This window comes from Granulibacter bethesdensis (assembly GCF_001889525.1).
In the GTDB taxonomy this organism is placed as follows: Bacteria; Pseudomonadota; Alphaproteobacteria; order Acetobacterales; family Acetobacteraceae; genus Granulibacter; species Granulibacter bethesdensis_C.
Genome location: NZ_CP018192.1, coordinates 2410926 through 2426724, shown reverse-complemented (window position 1 = coordinate 2426724; position 15799 = coordinate 2410926). Strand labels below are relative to the sequence as shown.

17 protein-coding genes are annotated in these 15799 nt (G+C 61.2%); 9 read left to right on the top strand and 8 right to left on the bottom strand.

Features of this window, described 5'->3' with window-relative positions:
• Nucleotides 1–141: 141 nt before the first annotated feature.
• From GbCGDNIH6_RS10900 to GbCGDNIH6_RS10890, 3 genes are read left to right on the top strand one after another with little or no spacing between them, the layout of a single operon-like run.
• Nucleotides 142–1944 (top strand): aminopeptidase P family protein, encoded by a 1803-nt coding sequence (locus GbCGDNIH6_RS10900; protein WP_072563923.1) that lies wholly within the window; start codon nt 142–144, stop codon nt 1942–1944.
• A 1-nt stretch (nt 1945) separates the two neighbouring features.
• Nucleotides 1946–2272, top strand: coding sequence for a DUF952 domain-containing protein (locus GbCGDNIH6_RS10895; protein WP_072563921.1), 327 nt, complete (start codon nt 1946–1948; stop codon nt 2270–2272).
• Nucleotides 2273–2325: 53 nt separating this feature from the next.
• On the top strand, nt 2326–3162 hold the full coding sequence (locus tag GbCGDNIH6_RS10890; RefSeq protein ID WP_072563919.1) for a universal stress protein: 837 nt from the start codon (nt 2326–2328) through the stop codon (nt 3160–3162).
• Nucleotides 3163–3165: 3 nt separating this feature from the next.
• Here the strand turns inward: GbCGDNIH6_RS10890 and GbCGDNIH6_RS10885 are convergent, their stop codons facing one another.
• Entirely contained in the window at nt 3166–3804 is a 639-nt protein-coding gene (locus GbCGDNIH6_RS10885; protein WP_072563916.1) for a class I SAM-dependent methyltransferase, read from the bottom strand.
• Entirely contained in the window at nt 3801–4724 is a 924-nt protein-coding gene (gene ubiA, locus GbCGDNIH6_RS10880) for a 4-hydroxybenzoate octaprenyltransferase (RefSeq protein WP_072564556.1), read from the bottom strand. Before ubiA ends, GbCGDNIH6_RS10885 begins: the two co-directional genes overlap by 4 nt.
• Before the next feature lie 43 nt (nt 4725–4767).
• Here ubiA and GbCGDNIH6_RS10875 point away from each other — a divergent pair, with 43 nt between their 5' ends.
• Nucleotides 4768–5520: a 16S rRNA (uracil(1498)-N(3))-methyltransferase gene (locus GbCGDNIH6_RS10875; RefSeq protein ID WP_072563914.1), complete on the top strand. Its 753-nt coding sequence runs from the start codon at nt 4768–4770 to the stop codon at nt 5518–5520.
• 45 nt (nt 5521–5565) lie between these two features.
• A complete protein-coding gene (locus GbCGDNIH6_RS10870; protein ID WP_072563912.1) occupies nt 5566–6954 on the top strand; it encodes a glutamate--cysteine ligase in 1389 nt (462 codons plus the stop codon).
• Here the strand turns inward: GbCGDNIH6_RS10870 and GbCGDNIH6_RS10865 are convergent.
• From GbCGDNIH6_RS10865 to GbCGDNIH6_RS10855, 3 genes are all read right to left on the bottom strand, one after another.
• Nucleotides 6951–7898, bottom strand: a complete 948-nt coding sequence (locus GbCGDNIH6_RS10865) for an SGNH/GDSL hydrolase family protein (protein ID WP_072563910.1) — start codon at nt 7896–7898, stop codon at nt 6951–6953. The two genes, GbCGDNIH6_RS10870 and GbCGDNIH6_RS10865, sit on opposite strands and share 4 nt — an antisense overlap.
• A gap of 220 nt (nt 7899–8118) precedes the next feature.
• On the bottom strand, nt 8119–9567 hold the full coding sequence (gene tldD / locus GbCGDNIH6_RS10860; RefSeq protein ID WP_095413414.1) for a metalloprotease TldD: 1449 nt from the start codon (nt 9565–9567) through the stop codon (nt 8119–8121).
• Between the two features lie 16 nt (nt 9568–9583).
• Nucleotides 9584–10708 (bottom strand): COX15/CtaA family protein, encoded by a 1125-nt coding sequence (locus GbCGDNIH6_RS10855; RefSeq protein WP_081370109.1) that lies wholly within the window; start codon nt 10706–10708, stop codon nt 9584–9586.
• A gap of 110 nt (nt 10709–10818) precedes the next feature.
• Between GbCGDNIH6_RS10855 and GbCGDNIH6_RS10850 the strand changes: the two genes are divergently transcribed.
• Nucleotides 10819–11580 carry a TVP38/TMEM64 family protein gene (locus GbCGDNIH6_RS10850; RefSeq protein WP_232449814.1) on the top strand — a complete coding sequence of 254 codons (762 nt, stop codon included), beginning with the start codon at nt 10819–10821 and terminating at the stop codon, nt 11578–11580.
• Here the strand turns inward: GbCGDNIH6_RS10850 and GbCGDNIH6_RS10845 are convergent.
• A complete protein-coding gene (locus tag GbCGDNIH6_RS10845) occupies nt 11531–11791 on the bottom strand; it encodes an usg protein (protein WP_011632882.1) in 261 nt (86 codons plus the stop codon). The two genes, GbCGDNIH6_RS10850 and GbCGDNIH6_RS10845, sit on opposite strands and share 50 nt — an antisense overlap.
• A gap of 288 nt (nt 11792–12079) precedes the next feature.
• On the opposite strand from GbCGDNIH6_RS10845, the gene groES reads away from it, so the two are divergent.
• From groES to GbCGDNIH6_RS10830, 3 genes are all read left to right on the top strand, one after another.
• The gene (gene groES / locus GbCGDNIH6_RS10840) at nt 12080–12370 is read left to right on the top strand and encodes a co-chaperone GroES (protein ID WP_025287479.1); all 291 of its coding nucleotides are present in this window, start codon (nt 12080–12082) and stop codon (nt 12368–12370) included.
• 84 nt (nt 12371–12454) lie between these two features.
• A complete protein-coding gene (gene groL, locus GbCGDNIH6_RS10835; RefSeq protein WP_072563906.1) occupies nt 12455–14089 on the top strand; it encodes a chaperonin GroEL in 1635 nt (544 codons plus the stop codon).
• Between the two features lie 332 nt (nt 14090–14421).
• The gene (locus tag GbCGDNIH6_RS10830; RefSeq protein WP_011632878.1) at nt 14422–14625 is read left to right on the top strand and encodes a cold-shock protein; all 204 of its coding nucleotides are present in this window, start codon (nt 14422–14424) and stop codon (nt 14623–14625) included.
• Nucleotides 14626–14746: 121 nt separating this feature from the next.
• Here GbCGDNIH6_RS10830 and GbCGDNIH6_RS10825 read toward each other — a convergent pair whose 3' ends face one another.
• Both GbCGDNIH6_RS10825 and GbCGDNIH6_RS10820 read right to left on the bottom strand, forming a co-directional pair.
• Complete coding sequence (locus tag GbCGDNIH6_RS10825; protein WP_157692424.1) at nt 14747–15277, bottom strand: hypothetical protein; 531 nt, start codon at nt 15275–15277, stop codon at nt 14747–14749.
• Between the two features lie 101 nt (nt 15278–15378).
• Complete coding sequence (locus GbCGDNIH6_RS10820; RefSeq protein ID WP_072564553.1) at nt 15379–15798, bottom strand: tellurite resistance TerB family protein; 420 nt, start codon at nt 15796–15798, stop codon at nt 15379–15381.
• Between the last annotated feature and the right edge of the window lies 1 nt (nt 15799).

Below are 15799 nucleotides of genomic sequence, written 5' to 3'. Positions count from 1 at the left end.
CTGCCGGGCCTCCTTGGCATTGATTCGGAAGGCAGCGTCCTTGTGGTGATTATATGATCTATTTGCCTCTAAAAGCGGCGAGTAAAGAGTAAAAGACAGGCATGCATATGTTGCAGTGCAAAAAGAGATAAGGGCGGCAGGATGGCAACGGTGGAGACGGGACGGAATGCTCAGGCAGCGGCACGTCTCGCGGCCTTCAGGACGGTGATCACGGGACAGGGACTGGAAGGGTTCATTATTCCGCGCGCTGATGAGCATCTGGGCGAATACGTTCCGCCCTGTGCGGAGCGTTTGGCCTTCCTGACCGGGTTCACGGGGAGTGCTGGTCTTGCAGTGGTGTTGCGCCAGCGTGCGGCCCTGTTCACGGATGGGCGTTATACGCTTCAGGCCGCTCAGGAAACGGATTCCTCTCTTTGGGAGCAATGCCATATCATCGAGACACCTCCTCCGCTCTGGTTGGCAAACGCCGCAGGGAAAGGGGCGCGGATCGGCTATGATCCGCTGCTAACCAGCGAGGATGGGCTGGGTCGCTTTACTGCAGCGGGGCTGGACATGGTGCCGGTTGCCGCCAATCCGGTCGATGCGGTGTGGCCTGACCGGCCAGCGCCGCCTCTGGCTGCGGCCGTGCCTCATCCGCTGGAGAGGGCAGGGCAGGATTCCGCGTCCCGACGGACGGAGATCGGGGATGTCCTGGTCGAGGCCGGCGAGGATGCGGTGGTGCTGACGGACCCTGCTTCTCTGGCATGGCTGTTGAATATTCGCGGGCAGGATGTGCCTTTCACGCCCTATGCGCTGGGATTTGCGGTTCTGTTCGCGGATGGCAAGGTGGCGCTGTTCATGGCCCCGGAGAAAATCCCCGCTGCCACGGCGCAATGGCTTGGCGCTGACATAACCCTGCAGCCCCGGACGGAGCTGGCAGCAGCCTTGCAGGCGCTGGAGGGAAAAACCGTGCGGCTCGACCCGGCCACGGCTCCGGTCTGGTTTGCACAGGTGCTGCGGCAGGCAGGGGCCGTATTGAGTCCCGGGGCTGATCCCTGCGCTCTGCCGCGCGCCTGCAAGAACGCGGTGGAGCAGGCGGGGGCCAGACATGCCCACCGGCGCGATGCCGTGGCTCTGTGCCGTTTTCTGTACAGCCTGAATCCGCTGCGGGAGGGAGAAACCGAGGCCAGCGCCGCTGCCCGTCTGCTGTCGTTCCGGCAGCAGGCTGATGAGTTCAGGGGAGAAAGCTTTCCTGCCATCTCTGGTGCCGGAGAGCATGGCGCGGTGATCCATTACCGCGTCACGGTGGAAACAGACCGGCCTTTGCGATCGAACGAAGTCTATCTGATCGACTCCGGCGGCCAGTATCTGGATGGCACCACGGATGTGACCCGCACGATCTGGACCGGACCGGATGCACCGCCTGCGCTGTTGCGGGACCGTTTTACAAGGGTTCTCAAAGGGCATATCGCCGTGGCGACGCTGCAATTTCCGCAAGGGGTGGCCGGACCGCATATCGATGCGATGGCGCGCCGGTCCTTGTGGGATGTGGGGCTTGATTACGATCACGGCACCGGTCATGGCGTCGGCAGCTATCTGTCGGTGCATGAGGGACCTGCCTCTCTCTCCCGCGCGGGCCGTCCTGTTGCGCTGTGTCCGGGTATGATCCTGTCCGACGAGCCGGGTTATTATCAGCCTGGCGAATACGGCATCCGGCTGGAGAATCTGCTGCTGGTGCAGGAAAGGGACATGCTGGATACCGCCCGTCCTTTTCTCGGCTTCGAGACTTTGACCCTGGCCCCGTTTGATCGCACCCTGATTGAGCCTGGTTTACTGACAGAGGCTGAAAGGGTCTGGCTCGATACCTATCACGCCCGCGTCCTGGCAGAGATCGGCCCGCTGCTGCCCGCGTCGGAGCAGGCATGGCTGGAAGCCGCCTGTGCACCCCTTTCGAAGGAGGGCTGAGATGAGCACAACCCCGGCATTGCTGCACATCATCAGTCCGGAAGACTGGCAGAATGCTTTAAAGGAGGGTTGCTATGCGCCGCCGGGTCTGGAGCGGGAGGGATTCATCCATCTCTGTACTCCGGAGCAACTCTCTTTCGTGCTGAGGCTTCATTACCCTGATCAGGACGGTCTGCTGCTGTTGTTTCTGTCGGCTGATGACCTGTCCGCACCGTTGCGCTGGGAGGTATCGGAGCCGAATCAGCCGCCTTTCCCGCATTTATATGGCGCGATCAAGACCGATCAGGTTCTCTCGATAAGGCCGGTAACGCCGGAGGATCGGGCGTAGACAGATCCCCACAAGGCGGAACAGGGTGATGATCATCGGAAAAGGAAGCTGCTATGACTATTCGCAAGCTTTTATTACCGCTCCGTTGCCCGAGCCGTGGCCGATCCGCACTGGCGGTCGCGATACAGGCCGCTGCCAGATGGGAGGCCCAAATTCTGGCCGTTCACATCCGTACCGATAGCAGTGACATAGCACCGCTGGCTGCAGAAGGTCTGTCCGGTGCGATGGTACAAGACATGATCGAGGCGGTGGAGACAGAAGCACGGGAGCGGGGCGTGGCCATTCAGGCGATGATTGATGCCGTCACCCGTGACCGGCACCCCCCCGTCTCCATCCGGCTGGAGGAAAGGACAGGGCAGGAGGAGGACATCGTGGCATGGCAGGCCCGTGTGGCCGATCTCACCGTCATTGCCCGCCCGTCCGGGGACGATGATCTGTCCTCGACCGAGGCGCTGCACGCGGTGCTTTTTGACGGAGGACGCCCTTTGCTGATGGCGCCGGATCAGCCGGGGGATACGCTCGGCAACCGGGTCTGCATTGCCTGGAACGGCACGGTCGAAAGTGCGTCGGCTGTACGGGCCGTTCTGTCATGGGCGCAGAAGGCAGAGGCAGTCTGTATTCTGACGGCTGATTCCTATTACCGTCAGGGACCGGCGGCGGAGGAATTGGCGGATTACCTCGGCTGTCACGGTATTCGAGCGGATATTGCCCATTTCAACCCGCTCGATGGGAGTGTCGGAGCCGGGTTGTTACAGGCGGCAGAGGATTTTTCCTGCGATCTGCTGGCGATGGGGGCTTATTCCCATTCTCGCCTGAGACAGATGATTTTGGGGGGGGTGACGCGGCATGTGATGGAACATGCGCGTATTCCGGTACTGATGAAGCGATAGGGGTCAGGGAGCAAGACGAAACAGGCGGACATGCCGTTCGGTGCGATCTTCCAGCTCCAGCGTGGTCGGCACGGTATATTCGGCGAAGGCGGTCATACCTTCTTGCGGCAGATAGCTTCGTCCGGGATCAGCAATCCAGACCTCTGCTGTTTTCGCCATGTGTCGCAGCCACGGCATGATGTGGCGGGTCATGGGGGCCTCGTAACAGACATCGCCGCAGAGGATAAGATCCCAGCGGCATGGGTTTCCCACCACATCGCCTTCGGCCAGACGGACGGTCAGGCCGTTTTCAGTTGCGTTCAGCGTGGTGGCGGCCAGAGCCAGCGCATCTATCTCGGCTGCCTCCGCCTCCTGTGCACCACTGCGGGCGCAGGCCAAAGCCGCCAGCCCGCATCCCGCCGCAAAATCCAGCACCCGCCGGCCCTTCACCAGTTCGGGATGATCCAGCACGTGACGGGCAATGGCCTGACTGCCCGGCCACGCAAAGGCCCAGAAAGGCGGCTCGACATTCCGCTGCGCCAGCCAGTCTTCCGTGGCCTGCCAGATCGGGGTGATGGCGGTGGCCAGAAACAGCCCGAGCTCCGGCACCAGAGGCGCGCGGGACCAAGCCGTATTCTCGCGGATGAAGGCGGTGTCTTTCATGGCAACAATCCGATCCAGCCCCAAAGGAACGCGCCCGCCACGGCCAGCCCGATTCGGGTATTGGCCCGGAAAGCGCCCAGACAGGCTGCGGGATTGAGAATATCCAGCCTGTGTACCTGCCACAGCAGCAGCGCGGCGGGCAGAGTCAGTGCAAGGTCATAAAGCCATGGCAGCCCTGCCCTGATCCCGGCCAGAATCAGAAAAACCACCATCAAGGCGTAGCTTCCGCCCACGAAACGCCGCGGCATATGCACGAAACGGCGGGAGGTGGATTTGACGCCGATCACGGCATCATCCTCGATATCCTGAAATCCGTAGATGGTATCGAAACCGAGATCCCAGAAAATAGCGGCGGCATACAGGAACCCCACCAGCCACCAGTCCGGCCCTGTCTCCGCGCCTGCGGCGATGGCACCTGCGGGTGCGCCGAAGCCGAACGTGAATCCCATCACCAGTTGCGGCCACCATGTCACGCGCTTGGCGAGCGGATAGACGGCCACCAGCAGCAGGGATGAAGCAGCGGCTATTTGTGCCATGCGCGGAAGCTGGAGCAGAACCAGTAATCCCGCCAGCAGCAGCAGGCCGAGAAACAGTGCCGCCTGACGCATGCCCAGCAATCCGGCGGCCAGTGGGCGTCCGGCGGTGCGGGCGACGCTGCGGTCCAGATCACGGTCCCACATATCGTTGACGACGCAGCCCGCCGACCGCATCACGGCACTGCCGATCAAAAACAGCACGATCAGGCGCAGGCTTTCCCGGTCCGGTGGCCGTGCCGCCAGAATTCCCCATACACCCGGCAGAAACAGCAGCCAGATGCCGACAGGCCGGTCCAGCCTGGCGAGGAGAGCATAAGGTTGTATCCGGCGGGGCAGGTGGGCGATCCATCCATCGGGGCGGAGATCGGTATGAGGCCCCGTCATCTTCTCTGCCGTGTGGGCAGGGTTTGTGGCAGGATGCCCTGTCATGACAGCCTCGAATCGTTTTTCATCCGCCCGTGCCCCTTCCATCCGGCTGCATATGGACCACGCCCTGCGTGGGGGCGAGCATTTAACACTGGATACAGCGCGCGCCCATTACCTCGGCACCGTGATGCGGCGCGGGGTGGGGGATGCGCTCAGCCTGTTCAATGCCACGGATGGCGAATGGCGGGCTGTGATTGAGAGGATCGACCGCAAGGGGGCCACACTCAGCCTGACAGAGCAGATTCGTTCTCCTGCACCGGAAGAGGGGCCATGGCTGGTTTTTGCTCTGCTGAAGCGCACGAATACCGAACTGGTGGTGCAGAAAGCGACCGAGCTTGGAGTCTCCCGCCTGATTCCGGTAATGACCACTCGCACCAATGCCGAACGCATCAATACGGCCAGATTGGAAGCCATCGTGGTTGAAGCCGCAGAGCAGTGTGAACGCCTGACCATTCCGGTGCTTCAGGCGCCTCAGTCATTGCCGGCCCTGTTACGTGACTGGCCGGAGGATCGGCGACTCTATGCGGCAATTGAACGGTCCGATGCGGCGCATGCCAGAGGTGTGGCCGGGCCATCGGCCCTGCTGACCGGCCCGGAAGGAGGATTTGCGGAACAGGAACTGGTCATGTTGCGTTCTCACGCACGTGTTATCCCAATCTCTCTCGGGCGAACGGTGCTGCGCGCGGAGACCGCCGCCATTGCCGGGCTGGCCTTGCTGACAGCTCCGCCTGTGTCTGATATGCCGCTTGAGTAGCCGCAGGGATTCGACCCTGTAACGTTCCAGCCAATCAGGAAGCCGATGTCCAATCCAGGCGATGCCGATATCACTCCGGCGACCACGACCCGTCAGCTTGCAGATTATCTTGCCAGCGGCTGCCGTGAGCGTTCCGACTGGCGTATCGGCACCGAGCATGAGAAATTCGGCTTTTCTCTGACCGATCTGACTGCCCCTCGCTATGATGGTTCGGCTGGCATTGCGGCGCTTCTGGAAGGCCTGCGCGCTGTCAAGGCGGCAGAGGGCTGGACGCCGATTCTGGACCGGGGTCACTCGATCGGGCTGAAAGGTCCGGCTTCTTCCCTCGGTGCCTCCCTGTCGTTGGAGCCGGGCGGGCAGTTTGAGCTGTCCGGTGGTGCGCTGACGAATCTGCATCAGACAAGGCAGGAGTTTCAAATCCATTTCGCCGAGTTGCATCGCGTCGCGGCTCCGCTGGGTCTGGGTTTCGCGCCGCTGGGGTTCCAGCCGCTGCACAGCCGCGCCGCGATGCCGTGGATGCCCAAGGGTCGATACGAAATCATGCGTGCCTACATGCCCAAAGTCGGGACGCTCGGGCTGGACATGATGCTGCGCACCTGCACCGTGCAGGTGAATCTGGATACGCAATCAGAGGCGGATATGGTCCGCAAATTCCGGGTTGCGCTGGCTTTCCAGCCGGTGGCCACGGCGCTGTTTGCTAACTCTCCCTTCACGGAGGGCAAGCCGAACGGTTACCTGTCCTATCGCGCCCATATCTGGACGGATACCGACCCCCATCGCACAGGATTGCCGGACATTGTGTTCGAGGACGGGTTCGGCTTCGAGCGCTGGACGGAGTGGCTGCTGGATGTGCCGATGTATTTCGTGCATCGCCCCGGTGAGGGCTATGGTGGATATGTCGATGTCGCCGGAGCCAGTTTCCGTGATTTCATGGCCGGACGTCTGCCGGGCCGGGAAGGGGAGCGTCCGACCATCGGTGATTTCGCCGATCACACCACGACGGCTTTCCCTGAAGTCCGACTGAAGCGTTTTCTGGAAATGCGGGGCGCTGATGCCGGCAGTATGGCGATGATGCTGGCTCAATCGGCGCTCTGGGTTGGTCTGCTTTACGATGATGCTGCGCTGGAGGCCGCCACCGCGCTGATGAACCGCCATGGATGGCAGAGTCTGGTCGGGTTGCGGTCGGAGGTCGCAAGGCAAGCGGTGAACACGCCTTTCGCGGGTGGCACGGTACGCGACCTGGCCCGCGATCTGGTCGCCATCGCTGCTGACGGTCTGCGTGCCCGTGGGCAGGAGGAAGAAATATACCTCGATCCACTGCGGGACATCGTGGAAGGCGGCGCTCCAACACAGGCGGAGCACTGGCTGAACCGCTATCAGAGCGTCTGGGCAGGGGATGTGAGCCGGATTTTCAACGAGGCTCAGATCGCTTAACTGCCCTCATCCTCTCCATCATCATCCCCATCCGGTCCGTGAGCGTCGCCGGGCGAGGCTTTTCTGACCGCTGGATGGGCGGCGTGATGAGGAAGGCCGGAGGTGGTATCCTGTTTGGCTCCGGTTTCCTTGAGCCCTGCCAGAATAGCCTGTGCCAGGGCATGCGCCACGCAGCGATAACCCAGATCGTTATGATGCAGCCCGTCCGAGGCGATGAAATCAGCGTATGGGTGGCCCATATCCCGCCAGTGATCCATCAATTGCCCACGCTGGAACAGCGCAGCACCGGTCTTGTGGGCAATGGAGGCCATGGTGCTGTCCAGTAAAGGGCCTTCCTTGGTTGCGATGATACGGGGTGCACGCTGATTATCCATCAGCACCACATCGGCGGAAGCTTTGTGCATCCGGACGACACCGGCCGTGACCATCTTGCGGAATATGTCAGGGCTGATATTGCGCATCGCCCCATTGGCTCCGACCTGCCAGATTACGAGCTGAGGATGAACATCCAGCGCGTCACTTTGCAGGCGCGGGGTTTCCTCCGCCACGTCTTCCCCGCCGATGCCCCGGTTGATCACGGCGATATGGGCATGCGGCAGAGCCTCTGACAGTTCCTTCTGCAACAAAGCGGGGTAGGAGGCGCCAATATCTGACGACATCCATCCCTGCGTAGAAGAGGAACCGATGGCGACGATCACCACCTGTTCATTATCCTCCAGCGCATCCCGCAGATTTTTGAGATGCAGGGGCGGCATCTCGTAAGCCGGGCAGCTCGGCGGTGGGGAGGATGTTGCCACCTGGATGGAAGAGGAAGATGCAGACTTACTCTCCTGCATGGCATGGGCCATGAAAGGAACTGTGAGCGTACCAATGGCCGGAGCGGCGAATGCCAATAAAGCGCCGGTTTTCCAGACAATGCGATCTATCACGCCACGTTTGATCATTGGATGCTCTCAAGCCTTATAAGGGCTTACCATGAAACAGGAACTATCGCTGGCATGGAGAGAGCCGGGAGAAAAGCCTGAATCTGTTTAAATCTCATTCATCTTCAGAGTGCAGCAGGGGTGTATCCTTACCGATAGACCCCAGCCTTCCGGATTCTATCGGTCAGGATACACCGCAAACCGCAATGAAAACGTTCGTCCCGGTAATGAGGCAACCCTCTCAGTCGGCTGTACCGCCGATGGTCAGGCCGGTCAGTTTCAGCGTCGGCTGCCCGACACCGACCGGAACGCCCTGACCGCTTTTGCCGCAGGTGCCAATTCCAGGGTCCAGCGCAACATCCGGCCCGATCATCTCGACTTTCGTCAGACTGTCTGGCCCGTTGCCGATCAGGGTCGCACCCTTGACCGGGGCGGTAATGCGGCCATCCTCGATCAGGTAGGCCTCGCTGGCGGAAAACACGAATTTGCCGGAGGTGATGTCCACGCTGCCGCCGCCGAAATTCGCTGCGTACAGGCCGCGTTTCACCGAGCGGATCATTTCTTCCTTCTCATGCGTGCCGCCCAGCATGACGGTGTTGGTCATACGCGGCATCGGTGCATAGGCATAGGACTGGCGGCGGCCATTGCCGGTAGGGCGGACGCCCATCAACCGGGCATTGAGCCGATCCTGCATATAGCCGGTGAGAATCCCATCCTCGATCAACACGGTTCGGGAGGATGGGGTGCCTTCATCATCCACGGTCAGGCTGCCGCGCCGGTCCGGCAGGGTGCCGTCATCGACCACAGTGACGCCCGGTGCTGCGACCCGCTGTCCCATCAGCCCGGCAAAAGCGGAGGTTTTTTTGCGGTTGAAATCCCCTTCCAGCCCGTGGCCGATGGCTTCATGCAGCAGGATGCCGGGCCAGCCGGAGCCGAGCACGACCGGCATTTCCCCGGCCGGGGCCGGGCGGCTGTCGAGGTTGATCAGTGCCTGGCGCAGGGCTTCGTCGATCCCGTTTTTCCATGTTTCCTCAGTCAGCAGGCGATCATAGCCATAGCGGCCCCCTGTGCCGAAGCTGCCGCTTTCCCGGCGGCCATCCTGTTCGACGATGACGGCGATATTCAGCCTGACCAGCGGGCGCAGATCAGCGACGCGCAATCCATCGGCACGGATGATCTGCACGGCTTGCCATTCCCCCACGATCGAGGCCGTCACCTGCCGCACGCGGGCGTCTTTTTCCCGCGCATAGGCGTCGATGGTGGCAAGCAGGGCGGTGCGGGTGGCGAAATCGACGCTCGGCAGCGGGTTGGCGTCGCTGTAGAGCCGTGCGTTGGTCGCCCGCGGTGGCTCGGCGAGGGTACCGCCATGGCCGGAGGCGACGGAGGCTACTGTGGTGGCGGCACGGCGTAAGGCGGCTTCGCTGATCTCCCCGGCATGGGCATATCCGGTGGCTTCACCGGCGACGGCGCGCAGGCCAAAGCCCGTGGCGGTGTCGAAATTCGCGCCGCGAATGCGGCCATCATCCAGACTGACGACCTCGCTTTCGCGATATTCCAGGAACAGCTCCCCATCCTCGGCCCCGAGCAGGGCATCCTGTGTGATTTTCAGGGCGCTGTCCTGATCGAGGGTCGCGTCCGCCCGCTCGAAGAACAGATGATCGGTGGCAGCGAGGGCGGTATCGAGACTCATGACAACTCCTGCCCGGCTAGTGAGAAGAGGCCGGGGCATTGATGGAAGCGGTGCGGCCGGCACCACGCAGACTATGCAGGGTGACGATCGCGGCCGTCAGCAGCAGGACAGCCATGCCCTGATGTGCCACGGCCACTGGTACGGCGACGACACTCAGAAGCGTGGCGATGCCAAGCGCATATTGCAAGATCACTGCGACCATCAGCGGCAAAACAGCACGCCGGGCATTGCCGCCTCTGCGGAATCCGATCATCCCGGTGAGCAACGCGGTCAGGGCCGTCAATGTGGCCAGCAGGCGGTGATCAAACTGGACGGTGGGGATGTTTTCGAACATGGCCCGGGGGCCTTCGCCATAGCCTTCCGGGACCAGGCGTCCATCCATCAGCGGGAAGGTATTGTAATCCAGCCCGGCATGAATCCCGGCGACGAACCCGCCGGCAATGATGGTGATGCAGACCAGCCCCAGCGTGACTGCGCTCATCCGGCGTAGTCCCACCGTGCCGGGGAGTGGGCGCGGCTCAGGATTCAGGACCGAGAGCGCAGTCCAGAGCAAGGCGCTGTAAAGCAGCAGGGCAAAGGAGAGATGAACCACCAGACGATAGGGCGAAACCGCTGTGCTGTCCGGAAAAAAACCGGAGGCGACCATGAACCAGCCGACTGCACCCTGCAGCCCGCCCAGCACAAAAATCAGGATCAGGCGGGGGATCAGGCTGCGCTCGATCCGGCGCGTCACCGCCAGAAAGATCAGCGGCAGCAACAGAACCAGCCCGATCAGGCGTCCCCACAGCCGATGGGTCCATTCCAGCCAGAAAATATGCTTGAACCCGTCCAGCCCGAAGCCGTGATTGACCAGCGCGTATTGCGGGATCTTCTGATACAGCGCGTATAGCCGCTCCCATTCAGTCTGGGAGGCCGGTGGCAGCGTCCCCATCAGCGGTGCCCATTCCATGATGGACAGGCCGGAACCGGTCAGCCGTGTCGCCCCTCCGAGCATGACCATGACCAGAATCATGAAGCAGAGCGTGAACATCCATGTTGCAACCAGAATCCGGTTGCGCTGCTGCGGAGTTACGGCATGCTGCCACCCATGTTCGCTGCCATGGCGGGATGGAGAGGATGCGGCACGGATATGATCTGACATAATGCCCGCTCTATACCGGTTTCAGAGGCAGGCGAACAGCAGGCACGGCGATGGCAACTGTATGGGTCACCTGTATGGCTTGATGCTGCCGGGTCATGACGCTAACCGGGATGGCCATGGTCACAACCGAGCCTCCCGAGGCTGCTCCGTCCGTATCGCTGCGTGTCTCACCCCCTTTGTGGAAAAGTGTCGGCAAGCCGCTCCTGTTGATTGCCGGTCTGGTTGGGGCCGGTCTGATTATGCGCGGCCTGTCGGTTGAAAGACTGCGCAGCCCGGGTGGCTGGATGTCCTATCTGCTGCTGGCCGCCCTGTTCTGTGCAGTCGGAATGCCGCGTCAGGTAGTGGCTTTTGCGGGCGGATACAGTTTCGGCGCGGCAGAAGGATTTGGTCTGGCCTTGTCGGCCACCGCGCTGGGTTGCGTTGTCGATTTTCTCTGGGCACGGCTGCTGGCGCGTGCCTGGATGCGGCGTTTTCTGGCAAGACGCGAGCAGGGGGGGCGTCTGGTCAGGCTCAGCCGGCTTCTGGCCGTGCATCCCTTCAGCGCCACCCTGACCCTGCGTCTGCTGCCGGTCGGCAGCAATGTGCTGCTCAATATTCTGGCCGGCGTGCTGGATATCCGCCCCATCCCTTTTGTGGCGGCCAGTATCGTCGGTTTTATCCCTCAAACCCTGGTGTTCGTGCTGCTGGGCGGGGGCACCAGAATCGGTCATGGCGTCCAGCTGGCTGTGGCCATCATGCTGTTCTGTATGTCCATGATGCTTGGGTTCTGGCTGTATCGCCGTACCCGACTTGGCCGGGAGGCGATACAGCCGGATGAGAGCGTCAGTGCAGAGTGGCCACCAGCGCCGGATGACGAATCTCGCCCGGCGTGATCAGACCGGCCGCGGTCACGCGCACTGAATGGAGCTTGCCCTCAAGCTCGCGACTCCAGAAATCCAGAAATTTATGGAGTTCGGGAAAGCGGGGGGCCATGTCCAGCTCCTGCCAGATATAGCTCTGCAACAGGGCGGGATGATCGGGCAGGTGATAGAGAATTTCAGCGGTGGTCAGACGATAGTCCTGCAACTGACGGCCAAGATTCATAAGAGTGCCTCCTGACGGTAAAAAACCGGGCCTGCGCCGGTCTGACCGCAGCCCGTTTCAGAAGCGTGACATTGCAGTTTGAGTGATTTCAAGAAAAATGTTTCTTATCAATGGATTAGCACTCACGCTGCGCTGTGGCTGCCAAAAATTCACAGGATCCGAGCACCGAATTGCTTGAAAAATGAAATGAGCTGCCATACATGGCTGGCACTCCCCGAACGGGAGTGCTAACAAACGAGCCCATCAAGCGCCGGACAGAGGCGCACGAGTTTTATGGAGCGTTTTCCGATGGCAAGTTTCCGTCCCCTGCACGACCGCGTCGTGGTCCGTCGCCTGAACGCTGAGGAAAAAACCTCTGGCGGCATCATCATTCCTGACACCGCCAAGGAAAAGCCGATGGAAGGCGAAATCGTCGCCGTCGGCGCCGGCGCACGTAACGAGCAGGGCCAGATTCAGCCGCTCGATGTCAAGGCTGGCGATCGCGTGCTGTTCGGCAAGTGGTCCGGCACGGAAGTGAAGATCGACGGCGAAGAGCTGCTGATCATGAAGGAAAGCGACATTATGGGCATCATCGGATAAGGCTGCGCACGGCAAAAGCCTGCGCCTTTGTTCTGAATGAAGTCCTGTTTTCCTCCCCACAGACTGTAATCGAGAGAAACGACAATGGCAGCCAAAGACGTAAAATTCGGTGGCGACGCCCGTCAGCGCATGCTGCGTGGCGTGGACATTCTGGCCGATGCGGTGAAGGTGACCCTTGGTCCGAAAGGCCGTAACGTGGTCATCGACAAGAGCTTCGGCGCACCCCGCATCACCAAGGACGGCGTGAGCGTCGCCAAGGAAATCGAGCTGGCCGACAAGTTCGAGAACATGGGCGCCCAGATGGTGCGCGAAGTGGCCTCGAAGACCAATGACAAGGCTGGTGACGGCACCACCACCGCGACCGTCCTGACCCAGGCGATCGTGCGTGAAGGCGCCAAGGCCGTGGCCGCTGGCCTGAACCCGATGGACCTGAAGCGCGGCATCGACAAGGCCGTTGCCGTGGTGATCGAGGATCTGAAGGCCAACAGCCGCAAGATCACCAACCCCTCCGAGACCGCTCAGGTCGGCACCATCTCCGCCAATGGCGAAAGCGAGATCGGCCGTATGATCTCCGAGGCCATGCAGAAGGTCGGCAATGAAGGCGTCATCACGGTTGAGGAAGCCAAGGGCATCCAGACCGAGCTGGACGTCGTCGAAGGCATGCAGTTCGACCGTGGCTATGTCTCTCCGTATTTCATCACGAATCCGGAGAAGATGATCGCAGAGCTGGATAACCCCTACATCCTGATCCACGAAAAGAAGCTGGCCCAGTTGCAGCCTCTGCTGCCGCTGCTGGAAAGCGTCGTGCAGTCCGGCCGTCCGCTGCTGATCATCGCCGAGGATGTCGAAGGCGAAGCTCTGGCCACTCTGGTCGTGAACAAGCTGCGTGGTGGTCTGAAGATCGCGGCCGTCAAGGCTCCGGGTTTCGGTGATCGTCGTAAGGCGATGCTGGAAGACATCGCGATCCTGACCGGTGGTACGGTGATCAGCGAAGATCTGGGCATCAAGCTGGAAACCGTCACCCTTCAGCAACTCGGCACCGCGAAGCGCGTGCTGATCGAGAAGGAAAACACCACGATCGTCGAAGGCGCCGGTTCTCCCGACGACATCAAGGGCCGTTGCAGCCAGATCCGTGCGCAGGCGGAGGAAACCACCTCTGACTACGACCGTGAAAAGCTGCAGGAACGTCTGGCGAAGCTGGCAGGCGGCGTCGCGGTTATCCGCGTCGGCGGCTCCACCGAAGTCGAGGTGAAGGAGCGCAAGGATCGCGTCGATGACGCGCTGCATGCAACTCGCGCCGCGGTCGAGGAAGGCATCGTTCCGGGTGGTGGCGTGGCTCTGGCCCGTGCTTCCCTGAAGCTGGCCGATCTCGGGTATGACAATGGCGACCAGAAGGTCGGTATTGAAATTATCCGCCGTGCCCTGCAGTCACCGCTGCGTCAGATCTCCGAGAATGCGGGTGAAGACGGTGCGGTGATCGCCGGCAAGGTTCTGGAAAACGACACCTATAATTTCGGCTTCGATGCCCAGACCGGCGAGTTCAAGGATCTGGTGTCGGCCGGTATCATCGACCCGGCGAAGGTCGTCCGTACGGCTCTGCAGGATGCGGCTTCCGTCGCAGCCCTGCTGATCACCACCGAGGCGATGATTGCCGAGAAGCCGGAAAAGAAAGCTCCGGCTGGTGCGCCTCCGGGCGGCATGGGCGATATGGATTTCTGATCCATCCGTTCATCAGACGGTTGAAGGGCGGCCCTGGTGGCCGCCCTTTTTCTTTGAGCTGTGTTGAATCCCCAGATCAGAGACCTGTTTTTGGTCGATCCCCGAGGCGGCTTGTCATTGATCCGCAATTGACATCTGCGGAGCTTTCTGTCCCACTACAAACTGTCAATCGTACTTTTGCTTGCCTTGCTGCGCGTCCGTTCCCGGTGAGAGTGTTTTTCGGAACATATGCACCGGTGCCCCACCGGGGGGAGCCTTCAAGTAATACAAAAGGCTCGGTTGTCGATCACCGCACAATGTGTGTGGTGTTAACGACGGAGAAGTGACGCGCTATGGCTACGGGTACAGTTAAGTGGTTCAATGCTACAAAGGGCTTCGGATTCATCATGCCGCAGGATGGCGGTAAGGATGTGTTCGTGCATATCACCGCTGTTCAGGCGGCTGGTCTGCGTGGCCTGGACGAAGGTCAGAAGGTGACATACGAAGTTGCGATGGAACGCGGCAAGGCCGCTGCCACCAACCTTCGCGTGGCTTGATTGATTGCTCAGTCAGCCTGATGCTTTACCGCATCGGTCTGGTCTGGTCATAAGATCAAAAAACCGGTCGTTCCTGATGGAACGACCGGTTTTTTAATGTTCAGACATGGATAAAGACGTGTCAGCCCTTCTCCACCCGGCGAATCGACGTTCCGCCTGCCTCTGACAAGGCCTGTTCGGCACGATATTGCTGGTTCGTATCCTGTACGGAGACCGACAGGATCAGCGCATTGGCCTCTGCAGCTGTTTCACGCTTTTCGTGCCCGGCATGGCTGGCCGCCTGCCCGATGCCTTCCGCGGCACCTCCTGCAATTGCACCGCCTGCCAGCGCCGCCCCTACCACCGGCAAGGCTGCTCCGCCTGTTGCTACCACAGCCCCGGCAGCAGCCATAGCGCCTGCCGCCGCGGCGACTCCTGCCCCCAATGTGCGTAGCTGGCGATGATCTGTTTCCGTGGTGGGTGCCTCGACACTGCCATCGGGGCCAGCCTGGGCATTGTCCCGATTGGTCAGGGAAATGGCGCCACGGTCGATTCCGGCCTGCATCACACGATCAATGGCAGCCTGTACGGCTTCATCGCTGTCGAAATGGGCTTGTATGAGGGTTACGGAGGGCTGAAAATCCGGGCCTTGCTTGCTGTGATCGTGGCTCATTCCGTCATCTCCCATGGTTTTGGTGTCATGGAAGGCGAACGCTCCCTGGCGGCACATGTTCCGTCAGGTTCTGAACGGGCTGGTTCCGACAGGGTAAATAATCAGACCCGCTGGTGGCGCGCGCGGGTGCAGCGTTCGATGGCGGTAATGACAAGCGGGTCCAGATGCAGTTCGTGGGCCACCATTTCCAGCATACGCAATGAAGGCTGCTGGGCTTCGCTGCTGGCGGCGATGACTTCGCAGGCAAGAGCATAGGCGGTTTCGCGCAGCCGGTTCGGCAAGGCGTTGCGAATCAGACGGGAGGCATGGGCCAGCCCGTTTTCATCCCGCAGCAGATTAACCGTGGCGTCGGTCGCGCTGGCCAGTTCCGGAGCCGTGAAACCTTGAAAAACCGGCAAAAATTGGACCAATCCCGCCATCGTGCCGATTTCGCGGTCGGTGATCCCGCCATCGGCAGCCGCCACCAGCACCATCGTACACACAAGGGCTTCCTGGGGGGTCAGTGTTTCTCGGGTCAACATA